Below are 24,749 nucleotides of genomic sequence, written 5' to 3' on the forward strand. Positions count from 1 at the left end.
ACCCCTCCGCTCTCCCCCCGAGCCGAACGATCGATCCGCGTGCCAGCGGATCGATCTAGGCGATCGCTCCCCGCTCTGCGAAACGTGACCACCCTCTCCGGCCGACCGCGCCGAGCCCGGCGGGGACGGGCTCGAAGGAAGATCAGCCCAAGCTCGCGACCCACTCCGAGCTGCCGTCGACGAAGGACTGCTCCTTCCAGATCGGCACCGACGCCTTGATGTCGTCGACCAGTGCCGCGCAGGCTTCGAAGGCCGCCGCGCGGTGGGCCGAGGCCACGGCGCAGGCGAGGGCGAGGTCGCCGACCACGAGGTCGCCGATCCGGTGCACGGCGGCGATGCGGACGTCGGGCCAGCGCTCGGCGATGCGGCGGGCGGAGGCGAGGAGTGCGGCGGGGGCGTCCGGGTGCGCCTCGTAGGACAGCCGGAGCACCCCGCGGCCCTCGTCGTGGTCGCGGACGACGCCCGCGAAGGTCACCACGGCGCCGTGCGTCGGGGAGTCGACCGCCTGCTCGCACTCGTCGACGGTGATGGCCTCGGCCGCGAGCCGGGCGAGGGCGACCGGCTCAGCGGGCATGGTCGCCGCCTCCGAGCTGATCGAGGAGGTGCCCGATCACCGGGTCGAGCACGTCGATCCCGTCGCGGACGCCGCCGGGGGAGCCGGGGAGGTTCACTACGACGGTGCGGCCGCTGACGCCGGCGAGCCCGCGGCTGAGCACGGCGGTCGGGACGTGGGCGGCGCCCTTGGCGCGCACCGCCTCGGCGAGGCCGGGCAGGGGCCTCTCCAGGAGGGGGGCGGTCTGCTCCGGGGTGACGTCGCTCGGGGCGACGCCCGTCCCGCCGGTGGTCACGACCACGTCGACTCCGCTGCCGATCGCGTCGGCGATCGCCTCGCCCACCGCGTCGCCGTCGGCCACGACGACCACCCGGGACTCCCAGCCGCGGGTGGTGAACCAGGCCTCCAGCGCCGGTCCCGTCCGGTCCTCGTACACGCCGGAGGCGGCACGGGTGGAGGCGACGACCGCCACCGCCCGCCGCGTCACGGGGTTCCTCCGCTCGTCCACGAGCCGCTCCTCCCGCCCGCCTTCGCGAGCACACGGATACCGGTGATCGCGGCACCGCGATCGACCGCCTTGATCATGTCGTAGACCGTGAGGGCGGCCACGCTGACCGCGGTCAGCGCCTCCATCTCGACGCCGGTGCGCCCGGTCGTGCGCACGCGCGCCTCGATCCGGACGCGGCCGTCCTGCGGCTCGAGGTCCACGTCGACGCCGTCCAGCGCCAGCGGGTGGCAGAGCGGGATGAGGGTCGAGGTCGCCTTCGCGCCGAGGATCCCGGCGATCCGCGCCACGCCGAGCGCTTCGCCCTTGGGCAGCTCGCCCTGCTCGAGGAGCCGCACCACCTCGGGCGAGGTCTCGACGTAGCCCTCGGCGACGGCGGTGCGCGCCGTGACCTCCTTCGCGCTCACATCGACCATGTGCACGGCTCCGTCGCCGCGCACATGGGTGAGCCGATCGCTCTCAGTCATCGATCCTCCAGATCTCGACCGTGTCGCCGGTCGCTGCGTGGTCCGTCCCGACGGGGACGTGGATGAGCACGGTGGAGCGGGCGTAGGACGCCAGTAGGTGCGAGCCGGGCCCGCCCACCGGGTGCACGAGGCCCTCGTCGTCGAGGACTCCGCGGCGGATCTGGTGCAGGTGCGCGGGCGAGTCGAGCGCCGTGCCGAGGCGCGCACGGAGCCGCGGCCGCTCGGCGGGCGTCCGTCCCGCGAGCGAGCGCAGCACGGGCCGGAGGAACACCTCGAACGAGACCAGGGCGCTCACCGGGTTCCCGGGAAGCGAGACGACCGGCAGGTGCAGCCCCTCGGCCACGCGCACGAGACCGAGGCCCTGCGGGCCGCCCGGCTGCATCTCGACGTGGCCGAACTCCGAGCCCGCCGGGCCGAGCGCGTCGCGGACGACCTCGTACGCGCCCGCGCTGACACCGCCGACCGTGATCACCAGGTCGGCCGCGCCCGCGTGCTCCTCGAGCAGCGCCAGGAGGTCCTCGGCCCGATCGCTCGTGCAGGCGACGACGACGGGCAGCGCGCCCGCCTCGCGGACGGCCTCGGCCAGCAGGGCGCCGTTCGCGTCGTGGATCTGCGCCTCCTCGAGGACGGCGCCTGCGGGACGGATCTCGTTGCCGGTGGGGACGACGAGCACCCGGAGTCGCGGCAGCACCTCCGCCTCGGTCAGCCCGAGGGAGGCGAGGAGTCCGTAGTGGGCCGCGCGGAGGACCGTGCCGGCCGGGAGGGCGAGCTCGCCGCGGCGGGCGTCGCTGCCCCGGGCTCGGACGAAGGTCGCCGGCACCACCGGGTGCGCGAAGGCGACGCTGCCCGCCGCGGGGAAGCGCGGAGGATCGACGCGCTCGACCGGGACGACGGCGTCGGCCCCCTCCGGCAGCGGCGAGCCGGTCATGATCGGTGTCGCCGTGCCGGGCTCGTGCCGCGGCGCCCGGTCGCCCGCGGGGATCGGCGCCGAGACGGGCAGGGCGACGGGATGCTCCGGCGCCGCCGCGTCGAGGTCGGCCGCCCGCACCGCGAAGCCGTCCATCTGCGAGTTGTCGAAGCGCGGCAGGTCGAGCGGGGAGTCGACGGAGCGGGCGAGGACCCGCCGGTCGTACGCGCCCGGATCGGCGGCGACGGCGGCCGGCTCCAGGCTCAGGGTCTCGCGGGCACCCCGCGTGGCCAGCGGCGCGAGCAGCGCCCGCACCCGGGCGGCGTGCAGGTCGATCGAGGTCATCGTGTCCTCTCGCGAGCGGCGGAGCCCGACCGGCGGCGGGACCGAGTCCATCTTGCCGGGTCGCGCCCGGTTCCGCGGCGTAGTGTGAGCGGATGAGCACAGCACTGGGGATCCCGGGCTTCCGGCCCCGACAGCGCAGCGCGGTCCTCCCGGCCGACCGCCCCGCCACCCCGCTCCTCCTGGACACCTACGGGCGCGTCGCGGACGATCTGCGGATCTCGCTGACGGACAAGTGCAATCTGCGCTGCACCTATTGCATGCCGGCGGAGGGCCTGCCGTTCCAGCCGCCCGCGTCCCTGCTCAGCCGCGAGGAGATCCTCCGCCTCGCGCGCATCGCCGTGGAGCAGTTCGGCGTCCGCCAGATCCGCTTCACCGGCGGCGAGCCGCTCCTGCGCAAGGACCTCGTCGACATCATCCGCGACGTCGCCTCCCTCGACCCGCGCCCCGAGATCTCGCTCACCACGAACGCGATCGGCCTGTCGGGTCGGGCGGCGGCGCTCGCCGACGCCGGCCTGAACCGCGTCAACGTCTCGCTCGACTCGATCTGCGCCGAGACCTTCGCGAAGGTCACCCGTCGCCCGTTCCTCGACCGCGTGCTCGCGGGCATCGACGCGCTCGGTCCCGCCGGCCTGGACCAGACCAAGATCAACGCAGTGCTCCTGCCCGGGATCAACGACCACGAGGCCCCGGAGCTGCTCGCCTGGGCCCTCGCGGGAGGCCACCAGCTCCGCTTCATCGAGCAGATGGCGCTCGACGCCGACCACGGCTGGGACCGCGCGACCATGATCACCGCCGCGGACATCCGGGCGCTGCTCTCGGAGCGCTTCTCGCTCAGCCCGCACGCGGCCCCCCGCGACGGCGCCCCCGCCGAGCTCTTCGACGTCCGCGAGGCCGGGGGGTCCGAGGTGCTCGGCCAGGTGGGGATCATCGCGTCCGTCACCGAGAACTTCTGCGACGACTGCCGCCGCACCCGGCTCACCGCCGAGGGAGGTGTCCGCAGCTGCCTCTTCTCGAACGAGGAGACGGACCTGCTCGGCCCGATGCGCGCGGGCGCGGACGACCACGAGGTCGCCCAGCTCTGGCGCGGGGCGATGTGGGCCAAGCCCGCGGGACACGAGATGAACCGGGCGGGCTTCGTGCAGCCCGAGCGCACGATGAGCGCGATCGGCGGATGAGCATGCGGGTCCGCTACTTCGCGGCGGCCAAGGCCGCCCTCGGCCGTGGTTCCGACGAGCTCGACGAGGTGCCCGACCTGGGCGCTCTCGAGGAGAGACTCGTCGCCTCCGCGCCCTCGGCCGCCGACGTGCTCGCACGGTGCACCTACCTGGTCGACGGCGTGTCGACCGCGAACAGGGCCACGCCGCTGCGTCCCGATGCCGCGGTCGACGTCCTGCCGCCGTTCGCCGGCGGCTGACCCCGAAGAGCCCTCCGTGACGAGCCGTCCTCGACCGGACCGGTGCGTCCGCTCCGCGCGGTCCGCAGCAGGTGCGTCCGCGCTTCTGGAGGACGCTGCATCCCGAGGACGGACTGGTCCTGTCCCGCCGCACAGGGACCCGCGGGACGCCTCCCTCGGACCCGCGTGCGGCGGGGCAGGACCGGATCAGCGGCCGATCCCGTGCGTCACGGGCACAGGACGTTGGTCATCGTGTCGAGCACGTTGCGGTTCTGCACGTCGAGGAATCCGAACGCCGAGGAGACTCCGGTGGCGACCAGCACGCCGCTGACGAAGGCCCGGCCGTCCCGGGTCACGTAGGCGTCCGGCGCGAAGATGGTGGCGTCGGAGGGCACACCGGAGGCGACGCGGATCTGCGGCTGCGTCCTGTCCGCGAACGCGCCGTACCGGACGAGAGCGCCGTTCTGGATCACGTCCACGACGTCACGGTTCTGTCGATCGCGGTAGGCGTCGGCACTGGTCACCCCGGTAGCGACCAGGATGCTGCTGTTGAAGAGGCGCCCGTCCGGCGTCAGGTGGTACGAGGGCGCCAAGGCGGTCGATCCTGCCGGAACGTTCCTGGCGTAGACCAGGTTCTTCGTGGAGGAGATGTAGCGGACTAGCTCCGAGCCTACGATCACGTCGATGACGTCGTTGTTGCTCTGGTCGCGGAAGGAGTCCGCGCTCGTCACTCCGGTGGTCACGAGGGCTCCGCCGGCGCGCCGCAGCTCGCCGTTCGGTGTGACGTAGAAGGCGGGCGCATGGACCGTCGATCCGGCCGGCACGCCGCTCCCGATGGCCTTCGGCGCGGCCTCTCCGGTGACGAAGCGGTAGAAGACGCCGTCGACGACGAAGTCGGCGACGTCGCGGTTCTGCTCGTCGCGGAAGCCCTGGACGCTGGTGACGCCGCGCGCGATCCGCCCCCCGCCGTGATAGAGCTCGCCCGACTCCGTCAGGTAGTACCGGGGTCCGACGGTCTTGGCTCCCGAGGGCACGTTGCCGTTCGACTCCGTCGTCGTCCGTCCGCCGTCGGTGACGTACCGGACGGCGGTCCCCGTGGTCGCGGTGGTGCTCGCGGTCGCCGTCGCGCCCGCGGCGCCGGAGACGGCGGAGAGGGTGATGCCGTTCTGCGCCACGTTCCCGGCCGTGACCGGGATGCTCACGCGTCCGTCCGCGCCGGTCGTCGCCCTGACGGTCTGCGCGCCGCCGCTGGTCAGGCCGGCGGGGAGAGTGATGGCGACCGTGTCGCCGGCAGCGGGAGCGCCGTTGGTCGTGGCGAGGACGGAGACCGTTCTCGTGGTGCAGGCGGGGAAGGAGTACGCCGGGGCGTCGAAGGCGAGGGTGAGGCCGGTGGACGCGGCGGCCGCGGGGGTCGCGACCGCCGCGGCGACGACGGGGACGGACCAGGCCGCACCCGACATGATCGTCCGCCGGGCGAGCCCCCCGCGGGTCGAGTCGATCCGCGGTGGGAGGGAGCGCGAGTGCGCTGCCGTCGGGTCCAGGGCGTTGGTGTCCGTCATGGTGTTCCTTTTCTTTCTTTCGTGCGAGGGGTGGTGGACGCGCCGATCCTGCCGAACGTCCGGCCTCCGGTCGACGCGGAACGGGCCGCGACGAGGTTCCATGCCCGACCGTGGACGTTCCGTCGCGCCGCCGGACCGGGGGAGCCGCTCAGGCCGCCTCCTCGCCGGGAGCCCGTCCGGCGCGGGGGGCGCGGCGGCCCACGTCAGCTCGCGTCGTCGATCCGGCGGAGGGTCCGCTGCATGTGGATCCGCGAGCTGAAGCCGGCCGACCGCGCCACGCGGTCCAGGTCCGTCGCCGCCCGCGGGCCGAGCTCGTCGAGGAGGCGCTGCGCCTCGAAGGCCCGCGCGCGCTCGATCCGCTGACGAGGGGTGGTGCCGGCGGCCGAGAACGCCCGGTGCAGGTGGCTGACCGACACGCCGAGGCTCTCCGCAAGCGTCTCCACCGTGAAGGAGCGGTCGCGGTAGTGCCGCTCGATCAGGCGCGTGCCGTTCGCATACACGGCGGCGGGGGACCGGTCCTCCCGGTCGGAGGAGGGCAGCAGCGCCGAGAAGGCCGAGGCCAGGAGGTGCTCGCTCGCGATCTCGAAGTGCTCGAAGGCCGCGTCCGAGGGCTCGACGCCGAAACTGAGGACGGTGTTCGCCGCACCGGTGAGTGCGCGCCAGTAGGCCTCGGGGAGGGCGAGGACCCGGTCCGTGAGCGAGGCGAACTCGCTCGCGCGGAGCACCGAGGGGCGCAGCTGCCACTCGAAGCGCGCCCACGGACTGAGCGCCGCCGCGTACTGCACCGTCGAGGCGCGGGTCACGAGAGCGCTGCCGGCCGGGAGCCGGTGGTCGCGGCCCCGGGCGGAGAGGCGGCCGGTCCCGTCGAGGCTGAAGAGCACGCGGAGCCTTCCGGGATGGGGGAGGACCTCGAACTCCCCGGTCTGCAGCCAGGCGCGGCTGAGGCTGAGGCGCGGCGAGACGATCGCGTCGCAGACGGCACCTCGCGGCAGGGGGCGCCGCGGAATCCAGCCGAGCCGACGCAGCCGCCTCTCGGCGGGACTCCAGACCCCGGGCATCACGCCTCCGCGCCGGGGTCGGGCGGGTCGGGAGGATCGAGCAGCGCCGCCTGCCGCGCGGAGTGCGGTGAAGGCGTCGGCATGGGTGCTCTCCTCGGAACGGTGGCCGCGAGCACGCCACCGCCGATCAGCTTCGGACACTGCTCCGCCCTGATCCGCGGAGAAGGACGGATCCTCTCCGCTGCGAGCACCGAACATCCCGGGTCGCCGATCGGCAGGGCGCTGGGTGCGCCTCACCCCTCCCGTTCCACGGCGCACGCGGCCGCGGGGCGGGTCACCGCTCCCGCCACGACGCCATCCCGCCGTCGAGCGAGTCGGACGCCACGCCCGCCGCCGCCGCGCGCTCCGCCGCGAGACGCGACCGGACCCCGGAGGCGCAGTGCAGCACGAGCGGACCGGCCGGCAGAGCGGCGGGGTCGAAGCGCGACATCGGCATCCGCACGGCACCGGGCACCGCGACGGACCGGTCCTCGTCGTCCTCGCGGAGGTCGACGACGGTCGGGGGCATCGGCCCGGCCAGCCGCTCCCGCAGCTCGGCCGCCGTGATCGAGCCCGCCGCGGCCCGCCGCTCCGGGACCGGCGGCACCCGCCGCTCGAGAGGGAGCTCGGCCCAGGAGGAGTCGAGAGCGTCGTGCACGAGGACGCGACCGAACAGCGGCTCGCCCGCCCCGGTCACGAGCTTGACGACCTCGGCCGCCATGGCCGAGCCGATCAGCGCGCAGAGCGCGCCCAGCACGCCCACCGTCGAGCAGCTGTCGCCCGCGTCCTCGGCCTCGGGGTGCAGCGCGCGCAGGGTCACCCCTCCGCCCGGGGCGCCGGCCCAGAAGGTCGAGAGCTGCCCGTCGAAGCCGAGTGCCGATCCCCACACGTGCGGGATCCCGGCGCGCGTCGTCGCGTCCGAGGCGAGGTAGCGCGCGCCGAAGGTGTCGAAGCCGTCGACCACGACGTCCCAGCCCGCCACCAGGGCGTCGACGTTGGCCGAGGTCAGCGACACCGGGAAGGCCCGGGCGTCGATGCCGGGGGAGAGCCGCCGCGCGGTCGCCGCCGCCGACTCCGCCTTCGACCGGCCCACCGAGGAGTCGTCGTGCGCCGTCTGCCGCGCCAGGTTCGAGAGCTCGACGACATCGCCGTCCACGATGCCGAGCCGCCCGATCCCGGCCGCGGCGAGCGCCGTGATCACCGGCGAGCCGATGCCGCCCGCGCCGAGGATCAGCACGCGCGCGTTCCGGAGGCGCCGCTGTCCGAGCTCCCCGAGGGGCGCCAGGCGGATCTGCCGGGCGAACCGCTCGCGCTCGGCGGCGGTCAGCGGCGGTCCGGGCTCGACGAGCGGGGTCATGAGAGCTCCTTCCTCCACTGGCCCTCGTGGGCGACGGGGGTGAAGCCGACGGCCTCGTTCACGGCGAGCATCGGTCGGTTCTCCTCGGCGTTCCAGGTGTAGACGGCCCGGCAGTCCGGGGCGGTCCCCACCGCATCGCCGATCGCGGTCAGGGCGAGGAAGTCGCTCCAGCCGTCGGCGCCCACGGCCTCGGGGATCGCGAGCTCGCGGATCCGGAGCGCCGGGTCGGAGGTGCGGTTCACCACCCCAGTGTGCACGTCCCGGCGCCCGCGGCGGCCTCCTGCGCCTGTTCCGGTGCGGGATCGCGGCGGTCCGTCGGCCGGTCGGGGCTCCGCCTCCCGGCCCGGCCGCGGCCGTCGGCTACCGTGGAGGCGTTGTGGACGGGAGCGAGGCGGCCGGGTGTACCTGAAGAGCCTGACCCTCAAGGGGTTCAAGTCCTTCGCTCAGCCGACCACGTTCGCCTTCGAGCCGGGGGTCACCTGCGTCGTCGGCCCCAACGGCTCGGGCAAGAGCAACGTCGTCGACGCGCTCGCCTGGGTGATGGGGGAGCAGGGGGCGAAGACGCTCCGCGGCGGCAAGATGGAGGACGTCATCTTCGCGGGCACCTCCACCCGCGGACCCCTCGGCCGCGCCGAGGTCGCGCTCACCATCGACAACTCGGACGGCGCCCTGCCGATCGAGTACACCGAGGTGACGATCACCCGGACCCTCTTCCGCAACGGCGGCAGCGAGTACGCGATCAACGGACGCGGCTGCCGGCTGCTCGACGTGCAGGAGCTGCTGAGCGACTCCGGTCTCGGGCGCGAGATGCACGTCATCGTGGGGCAGGGACAGCTCGACGCCGTGCTGCACGCGACCCCCGAGGAGCGGCGCGGGTTCATCGAGGAGGCCGCCGGGATCCTCAAGCACCGCCGCCGCAAGGAGAAGACGCTCCGCAAGCTCGAGGCGATGCAGGCCAACCTGACCCGCCTCTCCGACCTCGCGGGCGAGATCCGGCGCCAGCTCAAGCCCCTCGGGCGCCAGGCCGAGGTCGCGCGGCAGGCGCAGACGATCGCCGCCGTGGTGCGCGACGCCCGGGCGCGCCTGCTCGCCGACGACGTGGTCGCGCTCCGGACCGCTCTGGACGGCTTCGCCCGCACCGAGAGCGAGCGGCACAGCGAGCGGGTGGTCCTGCAGCAGCGGCTCGAGCAGGCGACGCTCCGGCGAGCGCGGATCGAGGCGGAGGCGGTCGGCGACGCGGTCGACGACGCCCGGCGCACCTCGTTCGAGCTGGAGTCGGTGCAGGAGCGGCTGCGCAACCTCTCGGCCCTCGCCGGGCAGCGGCTCGCGATGCTCGAGCTCGAGTCCGAGCAGCCGCAGATCCAGCCGCGCGTGACGCCGGCGCAGGTGGAGGAGGCGCGGGTCGAGCTGGAGCGCCTGCGGCAGGCCGTCCTCGACGCGGAGACGGCGTGGGTCCAGGCGCAGCGCACGACCGTCGCCGCCCGCTCCGCCCTCGACGCGGTCGACGAGGAGATCGCCGCGCAGGCGGCCCTCGTCTCGCGCTACGACCTCGAACTCTCCACCCTCTCGGGGCAGGCCGACACCGCCGCCTCCCGTCTCGCGTCCGTCCGGGGCGAGGTCCTGCGCGCGCAGAACACCCTCGACGCGGCCGACCGGCGGAAGGAGGCGGCGCGGCGGGCGCTCGACGCTCTGGAGGCCGAGCTGGACGACGCGGGCCGCGGCCCCGACGGCGGCCTCGACGAGGGCTACGAGCTCGCCCAGTCCGCGGTCTCGGCCGCCGAGGGCGGGATCGAGCGGCTGCGCGAGGAGCTGCACGCCCTGGAGCGCGAGCGCGAGGCGCTGGCCGCCCGCACGGGTGCCCTGTCGCTGGCCCTCGACGTCTCGGACGGCTCGGCCGAGCTGATCGCCGCCCGGATCGAGGGGGTGCGCGGCCGGGTCGCCGAGCGGATCCAGGTGCGGCCGGGCTCCGAGGCCGCGATCGCCGCCGCCCTCGGCGCGGTCGCCGACGCCGTGCTGGTCGAGTCGACCGCCCGGGCCGACGCGGCTCTGGACGCCGCGCTGGAGCGCGACCTCGGACGCGTCGAGCTGCTGGTCGCCGACGCCGCCCGGCCGCACGTCGCTCTCACCGTTCCCGAGGGGGCGGAACGCGCGGGCGACCTCGTCACGGCGCCGGCCGGGGTCCTCTCGCTCCTCGAGCGTTTCCTCGTGGTCGAGGACCTCGCCGCGGCGCGGCGCCTGAGGGAGCGCATCGACCCGGGCACCGTCCTGGTCACCCGCGACGGCGCGACCGTCTCCGACGCCGTGCAGAGCGCCGGCTCCGGCGGGCAGCGCAGCCGGATCGAGCTCGTCTCCGAGCGCGACTCGGCCGCCGCCCGGCTGGAGGAGGTCGAGGGCGGGATCGACCGGCTCCGCTTCGAGCTCGCCGAGCAGACCGGTGCGCTCCGCGGCGCGAAGGAGCAGGCCGCGAGCGCGCTCTCGGCCCTCCGCGAGCACGACGCCGCCCGTGCCGCCCACACCGAGCGGCTCGGCGGCGTGCGCGCCCAGCTCGAGGCGGCCACCGCCGAGCACGGCCGGGGCTCGAGGGCGCTGGCCGTCGCCTCGGACCGGGTCGGCGACGCCGAGCGCGCGGCCCAGGAGGCGAGGTCGGCGCTCGACGCCGCGCGCGCCCGGCCTCGGCCGGTGCTCGACGCGAGCGCCCGCGACGGTCTGCAGCGCGACGTCGACACCGCACGCGAGCGCGAGATCGAGGCGCGGCTCGGCGTCGAGACCGACAAGGAGCGGGTGCGGGCGGAGCAGTCCCGCGGGGAGGCGCTGGCCCGCCAGCTGGCCGCCGACCGCGCCGCCGCCGACGAGGCCGCGCGCCGCGCCGTGATCCGCCGTCGCCAGCGCGACGCCGCGGCCGAGGTGACCGCCGCGCTCCCCGCCGTCCTCGCCTCCGTCGACCGCTCCGTCCAGCAGGCCCGGGCCGAGCTCGTCGCGGCCGAGGCGGCGCGCTCGCAGCAGAACGCCGAGCTGCAGGGGCTCCGCCGCGAGGAGGGGAGCGTGCGCGACCGGCTCCAGTCCGTCACCGAGAGCGTCCACGGCCTCGAGCTGCAGATCTACGAGAAGAGGCTGCAGCTCACCGGTCTGCTCGAGCGCGCCGCGTCCGAGCTCGGGCTCGCCGAGGACGTGCTGGTGGAGGAGTACGGTCCCGGAGTCGGCGTCCCCGACGAGACGGACGAGGAGCAGGAGCCGCGGCCCTACGTCCGCGAGGAGCAGCGCCGCCGCCTCGAGAAGGCCGAGAAGCAGCTCGGGCAGCTGGGCCGCGTCAATCCGCTCGCGCTGGAGGAGTTCGCCGCGCTGGAGCAGCGGCACGCGTTCCTGACCGAGCAGCTGGCCGACCTCACCGGGACCCGGCGCGACCTGCTCACCATCATCGAGGAGCTCGACGAGACGATGCAGACCGTGTTCGCCTCCGCGTTCGACGACACGCAGGCGGCGTTCGCGGACGTGTTCCCCGTCCTCTTCCCCGGCGGCACCGGCAGCATCCGGCTGACCGACCCGGAGAACCTGCTCACCACCGGCATCGAGGTCGCGGTGCGGCCGGCCGGCAAGAAGATCGAGCGGCTGTCGCTCCTCTCCGGAGGGGAGCGCTCGCTCGCGGCCGTGGCGTTCATGGTCGCCATCTTCAAGTCGCGGCCGAGCCCCTTCTACATCATGGACGAGGTGGAGGCCGCCCTCGACGACGCGAATCTCGGCCGACTGCTCAGCATCTTCGAGGACCTGCGCACCTCGAGCCAGCTGATCGTCATCACCCACCAGAAGCGGACCATGGAGATCGCGGACGCCCTCTACGGCGTGTCGATGCGGCAGGACGGCGTCTCGGCCGTCGTCGGCCAGCGCGTCGCCGCGCCCCCGGCCTGAACCCGCCTCCCCGACCGCTCGGAGGCGCGCCCGCCGGTAGCCTGGACCCATGGCAGAACGCACCTCCTGGTCGCTCGGCCGCGCACTGCGCGGCCTGTTCGAGAAGCGCACGATCGACGACCAGACCTGGGACGACCTCGAGACGGCGCTGATCACCGCCGACTTCGGCCCCGACATCACCGAGGAGATCGTCGACGACCTCCGCGCCAAGGTGGCCCGATACTCCACCACCGACCCGCGCGACCTCCAGCGGATGCTCCGCGAGTCCCTCGAGGAGCGCCTGTCGAAGTACGACACCACCCTCAAGCTCAGCGAGCGCCCCGCCGTGATCCTCGTGGTCGGCGTGAACGGCGTCGGCAAGACCACGACCATCGGCAAGTTCGCCAAGTTCCTCCGCAACTACGGCCGGAGCGTCGTGGTCGGCGCGGCCGACACCTTCCGCGCCGCGGCGGTCGACCAGCTCGCCACCTGGGCGCAGCGCGCCGACGCCCAGATCGTCCGCCCGCAGCAGGAGCGCCAGGATCCGGCGTCCGTCGCCTTCCAGACCGTGCAGTTCGCGAAGGACACCGGCGTCGAGATGGTCATCATCGACACGGCCGGCCGCCTGCACACCAAGGGCGGGCTGATGGACGAGCTCACGAAGATCAAGCGCGTCATCGAGAAGCAGGCCCCGATCTCCGAGATCCTGCTCGTGCTCGACGCGACGACCGGTCAGAACGGGCTGAGCCAGGCCGAGGCGTTCATCGAGCACGCGGGCGTCACCGGCCTGGTCATCACCAAGCTCGACGGCTCAGCGAAGGGCGGCTTCGTCCTCGCGGTCCAGGAGCGCACCGGCATCCCGATCAAGCTCGTCGGCCAGGGCGAGGGCATCGGCGACCTCACCGGCTTCACCCCCCACGTCTTCGCCCAGCAGCTCGTCAGCTGAGCGGCCCCGCCCGGGACGACGCGCCGGCGCCGTCCCGGTGGCGGGCTACACGGCCTGCGAGAAGCCCAGTGCCGCGTCGGCGAGGTGGCGCAGGTGCTCCGGGACCGGCAGCCCCTTCGACTCCATCGAGCGCGCCCAGAGCCGGCCGGCCCGGTAGGAGGAGCGGACCAGGGGCCCCGCGAGGACGCCGAGGAAGCCGATGTCCTCGGCCTCTTCCTTGATCGCCACGAACTCCTCCGGGTGCACCCAGCGGTCCACCGGCAGATGCCGCGGCGTCGGGCGGAGGTACTGCGTGATGGTCACGATGTCGGTGCCGGCGTCGTAGAGGTCCTGCAGCGCCTGCGAGATCTCCTCCCGCTCCTCGCCCATGCCGAGGATGAGGTTCGACTTCGTGATCAGCCCCGCCTCCCGGCCCTGGGTGAGCACGTCGAGCGAGCGCTCGTAGCGGAAGGCCGGCCGGATGCGCTTGAAGATCCGCGGCACTGTCTCGACGTTGTGGGCGAACACCTCCGGCTCCGCGTCGAACACCCGCTGCAGGTGCTCGGCGCGGCCGGTGAAGTCCGGGACCAGGATCTCGACCCCCGTGCCCGGAGCCTGGGCGTGGATCTGGCGGATGGTCTCGGCGTAGAGCCAGGAGCCCTCGTCGGGCAGGTCGTCGCGGGCGACTCCGGTGACGGTCGCGTAGCGGAGGTTCATCCGCGCCACGGACTCGCCGACGCGCCGGGGCTCGTCCGCGTCGTAGTCCGCGGGCTTCCCGGTGTCGATCTGGCAGAAGTCGCAGCGGCGGGTGCACTGGGCGCCCCCGATGAGGAAGGTCGCCTCTCGGTCCTCCCAGCACTCGAAGATGTTGGGGCAGCCCGCCTCCTGGCAGACGGTGTGCAGCTCCTCGCTCTTCACCAGCGACTGCAGCTGCCGGTACTCCGGGCCCATCGAGGCCTTCGTTCGGATCCACTCGGGCTTGCGCTCGATCGGCGTCTCGGCGTTGCGGATCTCCAGCCGCAGCAGCTTGCGGCCGCCGGCCTCGGCGCTCACGCGGCGACCTCCTCGATGCGGGCGGAGAAGGCGGGGGCCGCCTCCGAGAAGCGCGCCGCCACCCGCGCCCGCACCGCCTCCATGGGCGGAGCTTCGCCGCGCTCGCGCTCGAGCGTGGTCACTCCGGCGTCGGCGATGCCGCAGGCGACGATGCGGGCGTAGGGCTCGAGGCTGTTCGAGACGTTGAGGGCGAATCCGTGCATCGTCACGCCCGAGGCGACGCGGATGCCGATCGCGGCGATCTTGTCGGCGCCGCCGTCCCTCGGGATCCACACTCCCGAGCGCCCGTCGACGCGCCGCCCTTGCACGCCCAGGTCGTCGAGAGCGGCGATCAGCACGCCCTCCAGCGAGCGGACGTAGGCGACCACGTCGACGGGCTCGCCGAGCCGCACGATCGGGTAGCCGACGAGCTGCCCCGGGCCGTGCCAGGTGATCCGCCCTCCGCGGTCGACGTCGACCACGGGCGAGCCGTCGACCGGGCGCTCGTGCGCCTCGGTGCGCTTGCCTGCGGTGTAGACGGAGGAGTGCTCGCAGAGCACGAGGGTGTCCGGCCTCGAGCCCGCCACCACCTCGGCGTGCAGGCGGCGCTGCAGCTCCCAGCCGTCGGCGTAGTCCAGGGGTTCCGCGGAGTCGCCCGCCACCAGTGTCTCGATCACCGGGCCACCCTAGCCCTGTTCTTGGACCCGGACCAGTTAATCCGCTCCGCGGTGATCGCGCCGATCGCGAGCCGATCGGCGGCCCCGCCCGCCGACCCTCCGGGCCTCAGGTAGAATTCCGGGCATCATGGCTACTTTCGGCACCCTCTCCGATCGACTCGTCGAGACCTTCAAGAACCTCCGGACGAAGGGCAAGCTCTCCGCGTCGGACGTCGACGGCACCGTCCGCGAGATCCGGCGGGCCCTCCTCGACGCCGACGTCGCGCTGGAGGTCGTGAAGGAGTTCACCGGCAAGGTGCGCGAGCGCGCCCTCGGCGACGAGGTCAACAAGGCGCTCAACCCGGCCCAGCAGGTCGTCCAGATCGTCAACGAGGAGCTCGTCGCGATCCTCGGCGGGCAGTCGCGCCGGCTCGAGTTCGCCAAGCGCCCGCCGACCGTCATCATGCTCGCCGGCCTCCAGGGCGCGGGCAAGACGACCCTCGCGGGCAAGCTCGGCAAGTACCTGGGCAAGGACGGCCACACCCCGCTGCTCGTCGCGGCCGACCTCCAGCGCCCCAACGCCGTGCAGCAGCTGCAGGTCGTCGGCGAGCAGGCCGGAGTCGCGGTCTACGCGCCGGAGCCGGGCAACGGCGTCGGCAACCCGGTCAAGGTCGCTCAGAACGCGATCCGCTTCGCGACCGACAAGCAGTACGACACGGTCATCATCGACACGGCCGGACGCCTCGGCGTCGACGCCGACATGATGAAGCAGGCCGCCGACATCCGCCGCGTCACGAACCCCGACGAGGTCCTGTTCGTCATCGACGCGATGATCGGCCAGGACGCGGTCGCGACCGCCAAGGCCTTCCAGGAGGGAGTCGACTTCACCGGCGTCGTCCTCTCCAAGCTCGACGGCGACGCCCGCGGAGGCGCGGCGCTCTCGGTCGCCTCGCTCACCGGCCGCCCGATCCTCTTCGCCTCCACGGGCGAGTCGCTCGACGACTTCGAGCAGTTCCACCCCGACCGCATGGCGAGCCGCATCCTCGACCTCGGCGACGTGCTGACCCTCATCGAGCAGGCCCAGTCCGCGTTCGACGAGGACGAGGCGCGCAAGATCGCCGAGAAGATCATGGGGGACACGTTCACCCTCGACGACTTCCTCGGCCAGATGCAGCAGCTGCGCAACATGGGCTCGATCAAGAAGATGATCGGCATGCTGCCCGGCGCGAAGGGCATGCGCGAGCAGCTCGACCAGTTCGACGAGCGCGAGATCGTGCGCACCGAGGCGATCATCCAGTCGATGACGAAGGCGGAGCGGGTCAACCCGAAGCTGCTCAACGGCTCACGGCGCCTGCGCATCGCCCGCGGCTCCGGCATGACGGTCACGGACGTCAACCAGCTCGTCCAGCGCTTCGAGCAGGCCGCCAAGATGATGAAGACGGTCGCCAAGGGCGGCATGCCCTCGGTCCCCGGGATGGGCCCCGTGCCCGGCGCCGGCTACCAGGGCCGCCCGAAGCCGCAGAAGAAGAAGAGCAGCAAGTCCGGCAACCCCGCCAAGCGCGCGGCCGAGAACGCGGCGATCACCTCCGGGCCCCGCCCGGGCGACGCGGGCGGCTCCGGCTTCGGCCTGGGCGGCGGCGCCGGCAAGGGCGCCCAGCCCACGCCGGAGGAGCTCGAGCAGCTGCAGAAGCTCCTCGGGCGATGAGGCGGGTCGCGGCCGGACGCGCGGGCGGGATCCTCGTCCTCGCGGCCGTGCTCGGGCTCACCGGCTGCGCCGAGGGCTCCGGGGTCGACGCGATGACGGCGCCCTCCCCGGAGGACCTGGTCGGCCGCTGGGTGACGGGCGTCTCCTACGACGCGCCCGACGTGCCGTTCCTCCTGATCGCGGAGGACGGGACCTGGACGGGCTCCGACGGCTGCAACGGCGCGCAGGGCGAGTGGTCGATCGACCAGGCGGGCGCGCTCACCGTCTCGGCCGGGCCGAGCACGCTGATCGCCTGCGACGGCGTCGCGCTGCCGATGATCTTCTCGGAGGCGGCGATGGCCTCGCTCGACGGCGGACGGCTCCGCCTGTTCGACGACGAGGGGGCCACCGTCGTCAAGCTCGCCCGCTCCACGAGCGACGAGGCGCCCTCGGCGTCGCCGGACCCGGCGGGGGAGTAGCGCGCCGTCCCTCCGGGGGCCGCAGCGGGGATCCCCGTGAGGCGCACCGCTCGCTAGCGTGAGGGCATGACAACCGCACACGCGCGCCCCGTCCGCATCGGCGTCCAGATCGCACCGCAGCACGTCCCCTACGAGGTCATCCGCGACACGCTCGCCGAGCTCGAGGACCTCGGCGTCGACATCGCCTTCAACTGGGACCACTTCTTCCCGCTCTCGGGAGAGCCGAACGGCCTGCACTTCGAGGGCTGGAGCATGCTCGCGGCCTGGGCCGAGCAGACCAGCCGCATCGAGTTCGGCCCGCTGGTCACCTGCAACAGCTACCGGAACCCCGACCTCCTCGCCGACATGGCGCGCACGGTCGACCACATCAGCGCCAAGGGCGCCGAGGGCCGTCTGATTTTCGGCATCGGCTCGGGCTGGTTCGAGCGCGACTACGAGGAGTACGGCTACGAGTTCGGCACTCCCGGCTCCCGCCTCGACGAGCTCTCCGAGGCGATGCCGCGCATCCGCAGCCGGTGGTCGATGCTCAACCCGGCGCCCACCCGCGACATCCCGGTGATGATCGGCGGCGGCGGCGAGAAGAAGACGCTGCGGATCGTCGCCGAGCACGCCGACATCTGGCACAGCTTCTCGGACGTCCCGACGCTCGAGCGCAAGCTCGGCGTGCTCTCGGAGTGGTGCGGCCGCGTCGACCGCGACCCGGCCGCGATCGAGATCTCGACCGGCGCGAGCGTGCGCGGCGGTGTCGGCGACGCCTCCTTCGATGTGCTCGACCAGCAGTACGACCTGGGCGCCCGCCTGTTCACGCTCGGCATCACCGGTCCGGACATCGACCTCGCGCCCGTGCGCGACCTGCTCGGCTGGCGCGACGGCCGGAACAGCACCGCCCGCTGACCCGGCGGGGCGCCGTCACGGCGGCGCCCCGTGTCGGAGTCAGGCCGCCGGCGCGTCCGTCGCCTTCTGGCCGGTCGGTACCGCCCGGGCGAGGCCGGACTTCTCGGCCGCCACCTCGAACGCGTCGGCCAGGGCGCGCTGGCCCTCGACGGTGGGATGCACGCCGTCCTCGCCGAGCAGCCCGTCCTCGCGGAGGGGGTCCGGGTACTCCAGCGCCCCGCCGCCGGCGGCCGTCACGGCCTCGACCAGCGCCGCGTCGTACTCGTCGAGATCGGAGGGGCGCGGGTCGGGGCCCCAGACCGAGTCGAGCGCGATGAGCCGGGCCGAGGGCGAGGCGGACACGATCGCGTCCACCGCCGGCCCGATCGCGGCGTCCACGTCCTCCGGATCCCAGCCCAGGTCGTTGCTGCTGGCGATCAGCACGATCGCGTCGGGCCGGGTGTCGGCGATCTCCTCCGCGCGGTCGCCGATCGCGACGCCGCAGTCGCCCGGCTCGATGAAGCCGCCGCCGTCGCAGCCCAGGTTCGTGACCTCCCAGCCGAGGTCGTCGCCGACGAGAGCGGGCCAGGCCTGCTCCGGGTCGACCGTCAGACCGCGCACGATGCTGTCGCCGACGATCGTCACCCGGGAGCCGGCGGGAAGAGAGCCGCCGATCGAGAGCGGCAGCGGATCGGCGGTGACGGTCGGGAGGGGAGTGGCGGTGCCGGCGGGGGACGCGGTCGCCGGGCCGGTCGTCGTCGAGGACGAGCAGCCGGCGAGGCCGAGGGCCAGGGCGCCGATCGCGGCTGCGGCGAGGAGGACGGGACGCGTCATGAGCGGGGATCCCGGAGCCCGTCGCGCAGCTCGCCCGCGAGCGCCCGGACCACCGCCTTGAGGTCGCCGTCGTTCGCCGCGGCCGTCCGCAACTGGCGCTGGTAGCTCGCTCCCGCGACCAGGATCAGCTCGACGTCGCCGAGCTCCTTCACGCAGTCGAGACGCTCGGCGACCGGTGCGAGGGTGACGAGCAGGGCGCGGATGTCGTCGGTGACCAGCCGCTCCGCTCCAGCGGCGTCGAGGATGATCTCGGCGTCGAGCCCGTAGCGGGCCGCGCGCCACTTGTTCTCGCGCACGTACCAGGGCTGCATCGTCGGAAGGTCCTCGCCCGCGTCCAGCCGCGACGAGAGGTGCTCGACGAGGCACTGGATCAGCGCGGCGACCGCTCCGATCTCCTCCGCGGAGGAGAGGCCGTCGCACGCGCGCATCTCGAGAGTGCCCCACTGCGGCGAGGGGCGGATGTCCCAGCGGACCTCCGTGTGATCGTCGATGACGCCGGTGCGCATCATGTCGTCGACGTACTCCTCGTAGTTCGCCCAGGCACCGAACTGCGGAGGCAGGCCCGCCGTCGGCAGCTGCTGGAACATCAGCGCGCGGTTCGAGGCGTAGCCCGTGTCGACTCCGCCCCAGAACGGGCTCGACGCCGAGAGCGCCTGCAGGTGCGGGTAGTAGTCGAGCAGGGAGTTGAGGATCGGCAGCACCTTGTCGCGGTGCTCGATGCCGACGTGCACGTGGATGCCCCAGATCATCATGTTCCGGCCCCACCACTGGGTCCGGTCGATGAGGCGGTGGTACCGCTCCTTGTCCGTGATGGCCTGATCGAACCACTGCGCGAACGGGTGCGTGCCCGAGCACACGAGGTCGAGTCCCATGGGGTCGGTGATCTCGCGCACCTGCCGCAGCTGGTCCTGCAGGTCGGCGACCGCGTCGCGGACGGAGGTGTGCACGCCGGAGACCAGCTCGACCGTGTTGCGCAGGAGCTCGCCGGTGATGTGCGGGTGCGGGGCGCCGTCGTCGCTGCGGAGCGCCTCCAGCACCACATCGGCGACGTTGGCGAGATCGCCCGTCTGCCGGTCGACGATCGCGACCTCCCACTCGATCCCGAGCGTGGAGCGGTCTGATGCGGCGAAGCTGATCTCCATGGCGTGGTCCTCATCGGATCCGGGCGTCCGCCGATCGGGACGCGCCTCGCCATCCTGCCACCTGCGGCCGGGGCGGACGCCGAGCCCCGGCGGAGGCCTTCCCGGTCCCGCGAGGCCCGCTCCCGCGAGGGTGCCGCTGGTCGGCGGCGTGCCGGGCCCGCACCGGGGCGGTTTTTCTGGCAGAATGATCCGTCGGGTCCGAGGCGGTCGACCCTCTACTCACCGCCGACGAAACCCCCTCGAGCTTCCGCCGGGTGTGCCCCCACGCTCACGGCTCAGTTCATCCATCATCGACCGGACACCGGTCAACGACCACACAGGAGAATTGTGGCTGTCAAGATTCGTCTGAAGCGCCTCGGCAAGATCCGGGCGCCCTACTACCGCATCGTCGTCGCCGACTCGCGCACCAAGCGCGACGGCCGCGTGATCGAGGAGATCGGCAAGTACCACCCGACCGAGCAGCCCTCGTTCATCCAGGTCGACTCGGAGCGCGCGCAGTACTGGCTCGGAGTCGGCGCGCAGCCGACCGAGCAGGTCGCCGCGATCCTCAAGCTGACCGGCGACTGGGGCCGCTTCAAGGGCGACGCCGACGCCGTCAGCACCGTCCAGGTGAAGGAGCCCAAGGCTCCGTTCGTCGTCGACGCGAAGAAGAAGCCCGTCCTCAAGCCGAAGTCCGAGGCTCCGGCCAAGGCCGCCCCGGTCGAGGACACCGCCGACGAGACCTCCACCGAGGCGTAGTCAGTGCTCGCTCCCGCCGTCGAACACCTCGTCAAGGGGATCGTCGAGAACCCCGATGAGGTCAGTGTCGTGGCCACGAGCTCCCCGCGCGGAGAGGTCCTCGAGGTGCGCGTGCACCCCGAGGACCTCGGCCGCGTGATCGGACGCTCCGGTCGCACAGCCAAGGCCGTCCGCACTCTCGTCGCCGCGCTCGCCGACGGGCGCCGCGTGCGCGTCGACGTCGTCGACACCGACAAGTAGAGGTGTCGGTCACCGGACCGGGCACGACGCAGCTCCGCGTCGCCCGACTCACCAAGGCCCACGGGCTCAAGGGCGCCATCAAGCTCGAGCTCTACACGGACGAGCCCGACAAGCGCTTCACCCCCGGATCCACGTTCACGCTGCAGGTCCCGCGCACCTCCGAGTGGCACGGCAAGAAGCTCGAGCTCGTCGAGCTGCGCTGGTACAACAGCCACCCCGTCGCGTTCTTCCGAGGCGTCGACGACCGCAACGCCGCTGAGACCCTCCTGAAGGCGATCCTCTGGATCGATGAGGAGGTGCAGACCCAGCCGGGCGAGGACGACTCCTGGTACGACTACCAGCTGGTCGGCATGAAGGTCGTCCGCGACGGCGTCGAGGTCGGCACCGTCCGCCGCGTCGACCACTTCCCCGCGCAGGACCTGCTCATCGTCGGCACCCCATCCGGCGAGGTGATGGTGCCGTTCGTGAACGCGATCGTCCCCTCCGTCGACGCCGCGGCCGGGATCGTCACGGTCACGCCTCCGATCGGCCTGTTCGAGGAGGCTCCCGAGGAGGAGCCCGCCGCGGTCGACCTCAGCGGTGTCGACCTGGCGGACCCGGCGCTGAGCGCGCCTGCGGACGCCGACGAGCCGGACGCGTCCGCTGACGCGGACGCCGCTCTCGAGGAGCCCGCCGACGACGAGCCCTCGGCCGCCTCCGACGCCGCCTCCGAGGAGGAGCCCCGGTCGTGAGGATCGACATCGTCACGATCTTCCCGGAGTTCTTCGGCGTGCTCGACATCAGCCTGCTCGGCCGTGCTCGGCAGAGCGGGCTGATCGAGCTCGGCGTGCACGACCTGCGCGACTTCACCCACGACCGCCACCGCACCGTCGACGACACGCCCTACGGCGGCGGCGCCGGCATGGTGATGCGGCCGGAGCCGTGGGGCGAGGCGCTCGACACGATCCTCGACGGCGCGGACGACCCCGTCGTGATCTTCCCGTCGCCCGCGGGCGAGCTGTTCACCCAGGCGACCGCCCGCGAGCTCGCGGAGGAGTCCACCCTCGTCTTCGGCTGCGGCCGCTACGAGGGCATCGACCAGCGCGTCGTGGACCACACCGCCGAGCGCGCGCGGGTCCGGCTGATCAGCCTCGGCGACTACGTCCTCAACGGAGGAGAGGTCGCCGTGATGGCGATGATCGAGGCCGTCGGACGCCTGGTCCCGGGCGTGGTCGGCAATCCGGCGAGCCTGGTCGAGGAGAGCCACTCCGACGGGCTGCTCGAGTACCCGAGCTACACCAAGCCGGCCTCCTGGCGCGGCCTCGACGTCCCTCCGGTGCTCCTCAGCGGCAACCACGGGGCGATCGCCGCCTGGCGCCACGAGCAGAGCGTCGAGCGCACGCGGCGCGTCCGCCCCGAACTGCTCCCCTAGCCCCGAGCCGCACGGTCACCGGGCCGCGAGGGCCAGGTGCCGGTCGCGGAGGGCGAGGAAGAGGGGGAACGCGAACGCGAGGGCGACCAGCGGCGCGAGCAGCACCAGGATCCACACGCGGCGCATCCCGATCCGGCGGCCCTCCACCACCATGAAGGCGACGGCCGCGATCGCGACGACCAGCAGGTCGGTCGAGAACGACGACACCCACGGCCCGCCTGCGGCGAGGCTGGCGAGCAGGTCCGCGCCCTCCTGCATAGCCCTCACGTTCCAGGTCCAGGTCCCGATCAGCCCGGCGAGGGCGAGGACGAGGTAGACGATCCCGAGCGGCGTCCAGCCGCGGTGCAGCCGGCTCATGCGCGGGCCTCCGTTCGTGCGAGGGTGAGGATCGTCCCTCCGGCGAGGGTGACCACGGCCACAGTAGCGACGGCGAGTGTCAGCGCGTCCGGTGCGGTCAGCGCCTGACCGCGCAGCGCCTGCCAGCAGGTGAGGGCGACCGCGGCCGCCCAGCCCGCCGAGGCCAGTGCGACGAGCCGCAGCCGGGTGGATCCGGGGCGCAGGACGGGGATCCGGGCTGCCAGCCGTCCGAGCAGCAGCGCGAGCAGCGGGAGCCCCTGCAGAGCGTGCATCCCGACGAAGTGCGGGATGCGCAGATCGCCCCCCGTGGTGCTCCAGCCCAGGAGGGGGAGGCCGGGTCCGCCGTCCGCGACTCCGACGGCGTGCGCACCGACGACGCCCTGGTAGTCGCTGATCTGGCCGGGCGCGGGCCCCGTCATCAGGAACGCGAGGGCCATCCCGACGAGCCCGATCACGAGTCCGGCGCGGACGGCGAGCGTCAGCGCAGGGTCGCCGAGCGGCACCCGCGCCAGGAGGGCGGCGAGGACCAGCGTCGCCAGCCAGACCACCACGATCGAGACGGCCATCGAGGCCCAGAGCGCGGCGTGCAGGGGAGTGGAGACGTCGAAGTGGCTGCGCTCGCCGACCAGGGCGGCGCCTCCGATCACGACCATCTCGACCGCCAGACCGACCGCCGCGACCGTGCCCAGCGCTCGGGCGAGGCGGCGCCGGCGGGGCACGAGCCCGATCAGCCAGGCGAGCGTCACGGCGTACAGCGCGATCGAGAGGCAGAACTTCAGCGGCTTGCCCCAGAGCGGCTGCCCGCCGAGCTCGCGGGGATCGACGACCAGCGCGATCGCGCAGAGGAGGGCGCCGACCGCCATCGCGGCAGCGAGCACCAGGAGCGGCCGGTGCGGAGCAGCGGAGGCTGTGGGCGCGGGCGTCTCGGTCGCGGCGCTCATCGGGGCACCTCCGTCGAGCCGAAGCGGCTCTGCGTCTCGCGCGCCTGGGCGACGCGCCGGAGCGACTGCAGCACCACGTCTCCGAGCGCGGTGCCGACGGCGGCGACGGCAGCCTGCTCGCTCACGCTCTCGCGGGCCTGCAGTTCGTCGAGGTCGGCGGAGGCGACGAGGGCGGCGGCGCGGGCGTAGGTCTCGAGCCAGCCGGCGCTCATCGGTCCGGTGGAGAGCTCGAGCGCGTCGAGCGCCCGTGCCGCCGTCGCGACGGCAGGGTGGCCGCAGTGGTCGGAGCCCGCGGCCTCGGCGATCCGCCGCGTCGACGCCTCGGTGGCGGACGCGGTCGAGTCGGCGCTCACGGAGACCACGTCCTGCGCCACCTCGAACGCTGCTGTCGGACCGACGCCCGCGTCGAGCGCGGCCGTGATCCGCTTCGCGCCGGCGATACCGACGCCGCCGCTCTCGATGAGCGCCCGGAGCAGCGTCAGGCGGGCGACATGGGCGTCCCCGTACTCCGCCCGCTGAGGGCCGGCGGCGTCGCCCGGCGGCAGCAGCCCCTCCCGGATGTAGTACTTGATCGTGGGCAGGCTGACGCCGCTGCTGCGGCTGAGCTCCGAGATTCGCACGTGGACAGTATCGCTATCGGATAGCAGTACTGTCCACCGCTTGGTCAATCCCGCGCGGAGAGGACGATGTTCCCCGTCTCGGTGATGGCGATCGTGTGCTCCATGTGGGCGCCGCGCGAGCCGTCACGGCTGCGGAGGGTCCAGCCGTCCTTGTCCGTGTAGATCTCGTCGGTCGTCTGCAGGAACCACGGCTCGATCGCGACGACGAGGCCCGAGCGGAGCGGGTAGCCGCGGCCGGCGCGTCCGTCGTTGGGGATGTGCGGATCGCCGTGCATCGTGCGGCCGACGCCGTGGCCGCCGAAGTCGGTGTTGATGGACAGGCCCTCGGCGTGTGCGACGGCCGCGATGGCCGCGGAGATGTCGCCGATCTTCTTCCCGGGCTGCGCGGCGGCGATGCCGGCCTCGAGCGCGCGTGTGGTGGTGTCGATGAGGGCGAGGTCCTCCTCGCGCGGCGTCCCGACCACGACGCTGATGGCCGAGTCGGCGACCCAGCCGTTCACGGAGGCGGCGAAGTCGAGGGTGAGCAGGTCGCCGTCCTTCAGCCGGTAGTCGAAGGGCAGGCCGTGCAGCACCGCGTCGTTGACGGAGGTGCAGATGACCTTGCCGAAGGGACTCGCGCCGAAGGAGGGGTGGTAGTCGATGTAGCAGGACTCGGCGCCGGCCGTGCGGATCATGTCGTGGGCGAGCCGGTCGAGCTCGAGCAGGTTCACGCCGACCGCGGCAGCGGCGGAGGTGGCCTTCAGTACCTCGCCGACGAAGCGGCCGGCGGGACGCATCTCCTCGATCTCGGCGGGGGTGCGTAGCTCGATCAT

The 24,749-nt window shown here is 73.4% G+C and carries 27 protein-coding genes; 11 read left to right on the forward strand and 16 right to left on the reverse strand.

What is annotated here, in order from left to right; genetic code table 11:
- Positions 1-142: 142 nt before the first annotated feature.
- From C5D36_RS06100 to glp, 4 genes are read right to left on the reverse strand one after another with little or no spacing between them, the layout of a single operon-like run.
- The gene (locus tag C5D36_RS06100) at positions 143-574 is read right to left on the reverse strand and encodes a molybdenum cofactor biosynthesis protein MoaE (RefSeq protein WP_104232481.1); all 432 of its coding nucleotides are present in this window, start codon (positions 572-574) and stop codon (positions 143-145) included.
- Positions 564-1,061, reverse strand: coding sequence for a molybdenum cofactor biosynthesis protein B (locus tag C5D36_RS06105; RefSeq protein WP_244229433.1), 498 nt, complete (start codon positions 1,059-1,061; stop codon positions 564-566). Before C5D36_RS06105 ends, C5D36_RS06100 begins: the two co-directional genes overlap by 11 nt.
- Complete coding sequence (gene moaC, locus C5D36_RS06110; protein WP_104232482.1) at positions 1,037-1,525, reverse strand: cyclic pyranopterin monophosphate synthase MoaC; 489 nt, start codon at positions 1,523-1,525, stop codon at positions 1,037-1,039. Before moaC ends, C5D36_RS06105 begins: the two co-directional genes overlap by 25 nt.
- Positions 1,518-2,777, reverse strand: a complete 1,260-nt coding sequence (gene glp, locus C5D36_RS06115) for a gephyrin-like molybdotransferase Glp (protein WP_104295490.1) — start codon at positions 2,775-2,777, stop codon at positions 1,518-1,520. Before glp ends, moaC begins: the two co-directional genes overlap by 8 nt.
- Before the next feature lie 92 nt (positions 2,778-2,869).
- Here glp and moaA point away from each other — a divergent pair, with 92 nt between their 5' ends.
- Both moaA and C5D36_RS06125 read left to right on the forward strand, forming a co-directional pair.
- The gene (gene moaA, locus C5D36_RS06120; RefSeq protein ID WP_104226889.1) at positions 2,870-3,952 is read left to right on the forward strand and encodes a GTP 3',8-cyclase MoaA; all 1,083 of its coding nucleotides are present in this window, start codon (positions 2,870-2,872) and stop codon (positions 3,950-3,952) included.
- On the forward strand, positions 3,949-4,191 hold the full coding sequence (locus C5D36_RS06125; RefSeq protein WP_104247637.1) for a MoaD/ThiS family protein: 243 nt from the start codon (positions 3,949-3,951) through the stop codon (positions 4,189-4,191). The genes moaA and C5D36_RS06125 overlap by 4 nt, the downstream gene beginning before the upstream one ends.
- A gap of 206 nt (positions 4,192-4,397) precedes the next feature.
- On the opposite strand, the gene C5D36_RS06130 is transcribed toward C5D36_RS06125, so the two are convergent.
- The 4 genes from C5D36_RS06130 to C5D36_RS17275 all read right to left on the reverse strand — a co-directional run bounded on the left by C5D36_RS06130 (position 4,398) and on the right by C5D36_RS17275 (position 8,365).
- Positions 4,398-5,729: a hypothetical protein gene (locus C5D36_RS06130; RefSeq protein ID WP_104295435.1), complete on the reverse strand. Its 1,332-nt coding sequence runs from the start codon at positions 5,727-5,729 to the stop codon at positions 4,398-4,400.
- A gap of 203 nt (positions 5,730-5,932) precedes the next feature.
- Positions 5,933-6,787 (reverse strand): AraC family transcriptional regulator, encoded by an 855-nt coding sequence (locus C5D36_RS06135; protein ID WP_104267284.1) that lies wholly within the window; start codon positions 6,785-6,787, stop codon positions 5,933-5,935.
- 274 nt (positions 6,788-7,061) lie between these two features.
- Complete coding sequence (locus C5D36_RS06140) at positions 7,062-8,123, reverse strand: ThiF family adenylyltransferase (protein WP_104295436.1); 1,062 nt, start codon at positions 8,121-8,123, stop codon at positions 7,062-7,064.
- Positions 8,120-8,365 carry a hypothetical protein gene (locus tag C5D36_RS17275; RefSeq protein WP_181028756.1) on the reverse strand — a complete coding sequence of 82 codons (246 nt, stop codon included), beginning with the start codon at positions 8,363-8,365 and terminating at the stop codon, positions 8,120-8,122. The genes C5D36_RS06140 and C5D36_RS17275 overlap by 4 nt, the downstream gene beginning before the upstream one ends.
- Positions 8,366-8,522: 157 nt before the next feature.
- On the opposite strand from C5D36_RS17275, the gene smc reads away from it, so the two are divergent.
- Both smc and ftsY read left to right on the forward strand, forming a co-directional pair.
- Entirely contained in the window at positions 8,523-12,026 is a 3,504-nt protein-coding gene (gene smc, locus C5D36_RS06150) for a chromosome segregation protein SMC (RefSeq protein WP_104295437.1), read from the forward strand.
- 49 nt (positions 12,027-12,075) lie between these two features.
- Positions 12,076-12,951, forward strand: a complete 876-nt coding sequence (ftsY, locus tag C5D36_RS06155) for a signal recognition particle-docking protein FtsY (protein ID WP_104223920.1) — start codon at positions 12,076-12,078, stop codon at positions 12,949-12,951.
- Between the two features lie 45 nt (positions 12,952-12,996).
- Here ftsY and lipA read toward each other — a convergent pair whose 3' ends face one another.
- Positions 12,997-13,983, reverse strand: a complete 987-nt coding sequence (lipA, locus tag C5D36_RS06160) for a lipoyl synthase (protein WP_104226884.1) — start codon at positions 13,981-13,983, stop codon at positions 12,997-12,999.
- Positions 13,980-14,639 carry a lipoyl(octanoyl) transferase LipB gene (lipB, locus tag C5D36_RS06165; protein WP_104269060.1) on the reverse strand — a complete coding sequence of 220 codons (660 nt, stop codon included), beginning with the start codon at positions 14,637-14,639 and terminating at the stop codon, positions 13,980-13,982. The genes lipA and lipB overlap by 4 nt, the downstream gene beginning before the upstream one ends.
- Positions 14,640-14,766: 127 nt before the next feature.
- Here lipB and ffh point away from each other — a divergent pair, with 127 nt between their 5' ends.
- From ffh to C5D36_RS06180, 3 genes are all read left to right on the forward strand, one after another.
- Entirely contained in the window at positions 14,767-16,323 is a 1,557-nt protein-coding gene (gene ffh / locus C5D36_RS06170; protein WP_104226882.1) for a signal recognition particle protein, read from the forward strand.
- Positions 16,320-16,781: an META domain-containing protein gene (locus C5D36_RS06175; protein ID WP_104223916.1), complete on the forward strand. Its 462-nt coding sequence runs from the start codon at positions 16,320-16,322 to the stop codon at positions 16,779-16,781. The genes ffh and C5D36_RS06175 overlap by 4 nt, the downstream gene beginning before the upstream one ends.
- 66 nt (positions 16,782-16,847) lie before the next feature.
- Positions 16,848-17,675 (forward strand): LLM class F420-dependent oxidoreductase, encoded by an 828-nt coding sequence (locus C5D36_RS06180; protein ID WP_104223915.1) that lies wholly within the window; start codon positions 16,848-16,850, stop codon positions 17,673-17,675.
- Between the two features lie 39 nt (positions 17,676-17,714).
- Here C5D36_RS06180 and C5D36_RS06185 read toward each other — a convergent pair whose 3' ends face one another.
- Entirely contained in the window at positions 17,715-18,488 is a 774-nt protein-coding gene (locus C5D36_RS06185) for an SGNH/GDSL hydrolase family protein (protein WP_104250521.1), read from the reverse strand.
- Entirely contained in the window at positions 18,485-19,630 is a 1,146-nt protein-coding gene (locus C5D36_RS06190) for a glutamate--cysteine ligase (protein ID WP_104295438.1), read from the reverse strand. Before C5D36_RS06190 ends, C5D36_RS06185 begins: the two co-directional genes overlap by 4 nt.
- A gap of 327 nt (positions 19,631-19,957) precedes the next feature.
- On the opposite strand from C5D36_RS06190, the gene rpsP reads away from it, so the two are divergent.
- From rpsP to trmD, 4 genes are read left to right on the forward strand one after another with little or no spacing between them, the layout of a single operon-like run.
- Positions 19,958-20,368, forward strand: coding sequence for a 30S ribosomal protein S16 (gene rpsP / locus C5D36_RS06195; protein WP_104223912.1), 411 nt, complete (start codon positions 19,958-19,960; stop codon positions 20,366-20,368).
- 3 nt (positions 20,369-20,371) lie between these two features.
- Positions 20,372-20,608, forward strand: coding sequence for an RNA-binding protein (locus tag C5D36_RS06200; RefSeq protein ID WP_068210678.1), 237 nt, complete (start codon positions 20,372-20,374; stop codon positions 20,606-20,608).
- Between the two features lie 2 nt (positions 20,609-20,610).
- Positions 20,611-21,339: a ribosome maturation factor RimM gene (gene rimM / locus C5D36_RS06205; RefSeq protein ID WP_104295439.1), complete on the forward strand. Its 729-nt coding sequence runs from the start codon at positions 20,611-20,613 to the stop codon at positions 21,337-21,339.
- Positions 21,336-22,019: a tRNA (guanosine(37)-N1)-methyltransferase TrmD gene (trmD, locus tag C5D36_RS06210; RefSeq protein ID WP_104226875.1), complete on the forward strand. Its 684-nt coding sequence runs from the start codon at positions 21,336-21,338 to the stop codon at positions 22,017-22,019. The genes rimM and trmD overlap by 4 nt, the downstream gene beginning before the upstream one ends.
- A 15-nt stretch (positions 22,020-22,034) precedes the next feature.
- Here the strand turns inward: trmD and C5D36_RS06215 are convergent, their stop codons facing one another.
- Genes C5D36_RS06215 through map form a run of 4 tightly spaced genes read right to left on the reverse strand, consistent with a single transcriptional unit; the run spans position 22,035 to position 24,749 of the window.
- On the reverse strand, positions 22,035-22,376 hold the full coding sequence (locus C5D36_RS06215) for a DUF2834 domain-containing protein (protein ID WP_104295440.1): 342 nt from the start codon (positions 22,374-22,376) through the stop codon (positions 22,035-22,037).
- Entirely contained in the window at positions 22,373-23,317 is a 945-nt protein-coding gene (locus C5D36_RS06220; protein ID WP_104295441.1) for a hypothetical protein, read from the reverse strand. Before C5D36_RS06220 ends, C5D36_RS06215 begins: the two co-directional genes overlap by 4 nt.
- The gene (locus tag C5D36_RS06225; protein ID WP_104226873.1) at positions 23,314-23,937 is read right to left on the reverse strand and encodes a MerR family transcriptional regulator; all 624 of its coding nucleotides are present in this window, start codon (positions 23,935-23,937) and stop codon (positions 23,314-23,316) included. Before C5D36_RS06225 ends, C5D36_RS06220 begins: the two co-directional genes overlap by 4 nt.
- A gap of 44 nt (positions 23,938-23,981) precedes the next feature.
- Positions 23,982-24,749, reverse strand: a complete 768-nt coding sequence (map, locus tag C5D36_RS06230) for a type I methionyl aminopeptidase (RefSeq protein ID WP_104295442.1) — start codon at positions 24,747-24,749, stop codon at positions 23,982-23,984.

Origin of the sequence: Rathayibacter sp. AY1C6 (assembly GCF_002931535.1) — a bacterium.
Classification (GTDB): Bacteria; Actinomycetota; Actinomycetes; order Actinomycetales; family Microbacteriaceae; genus Rathayibacter.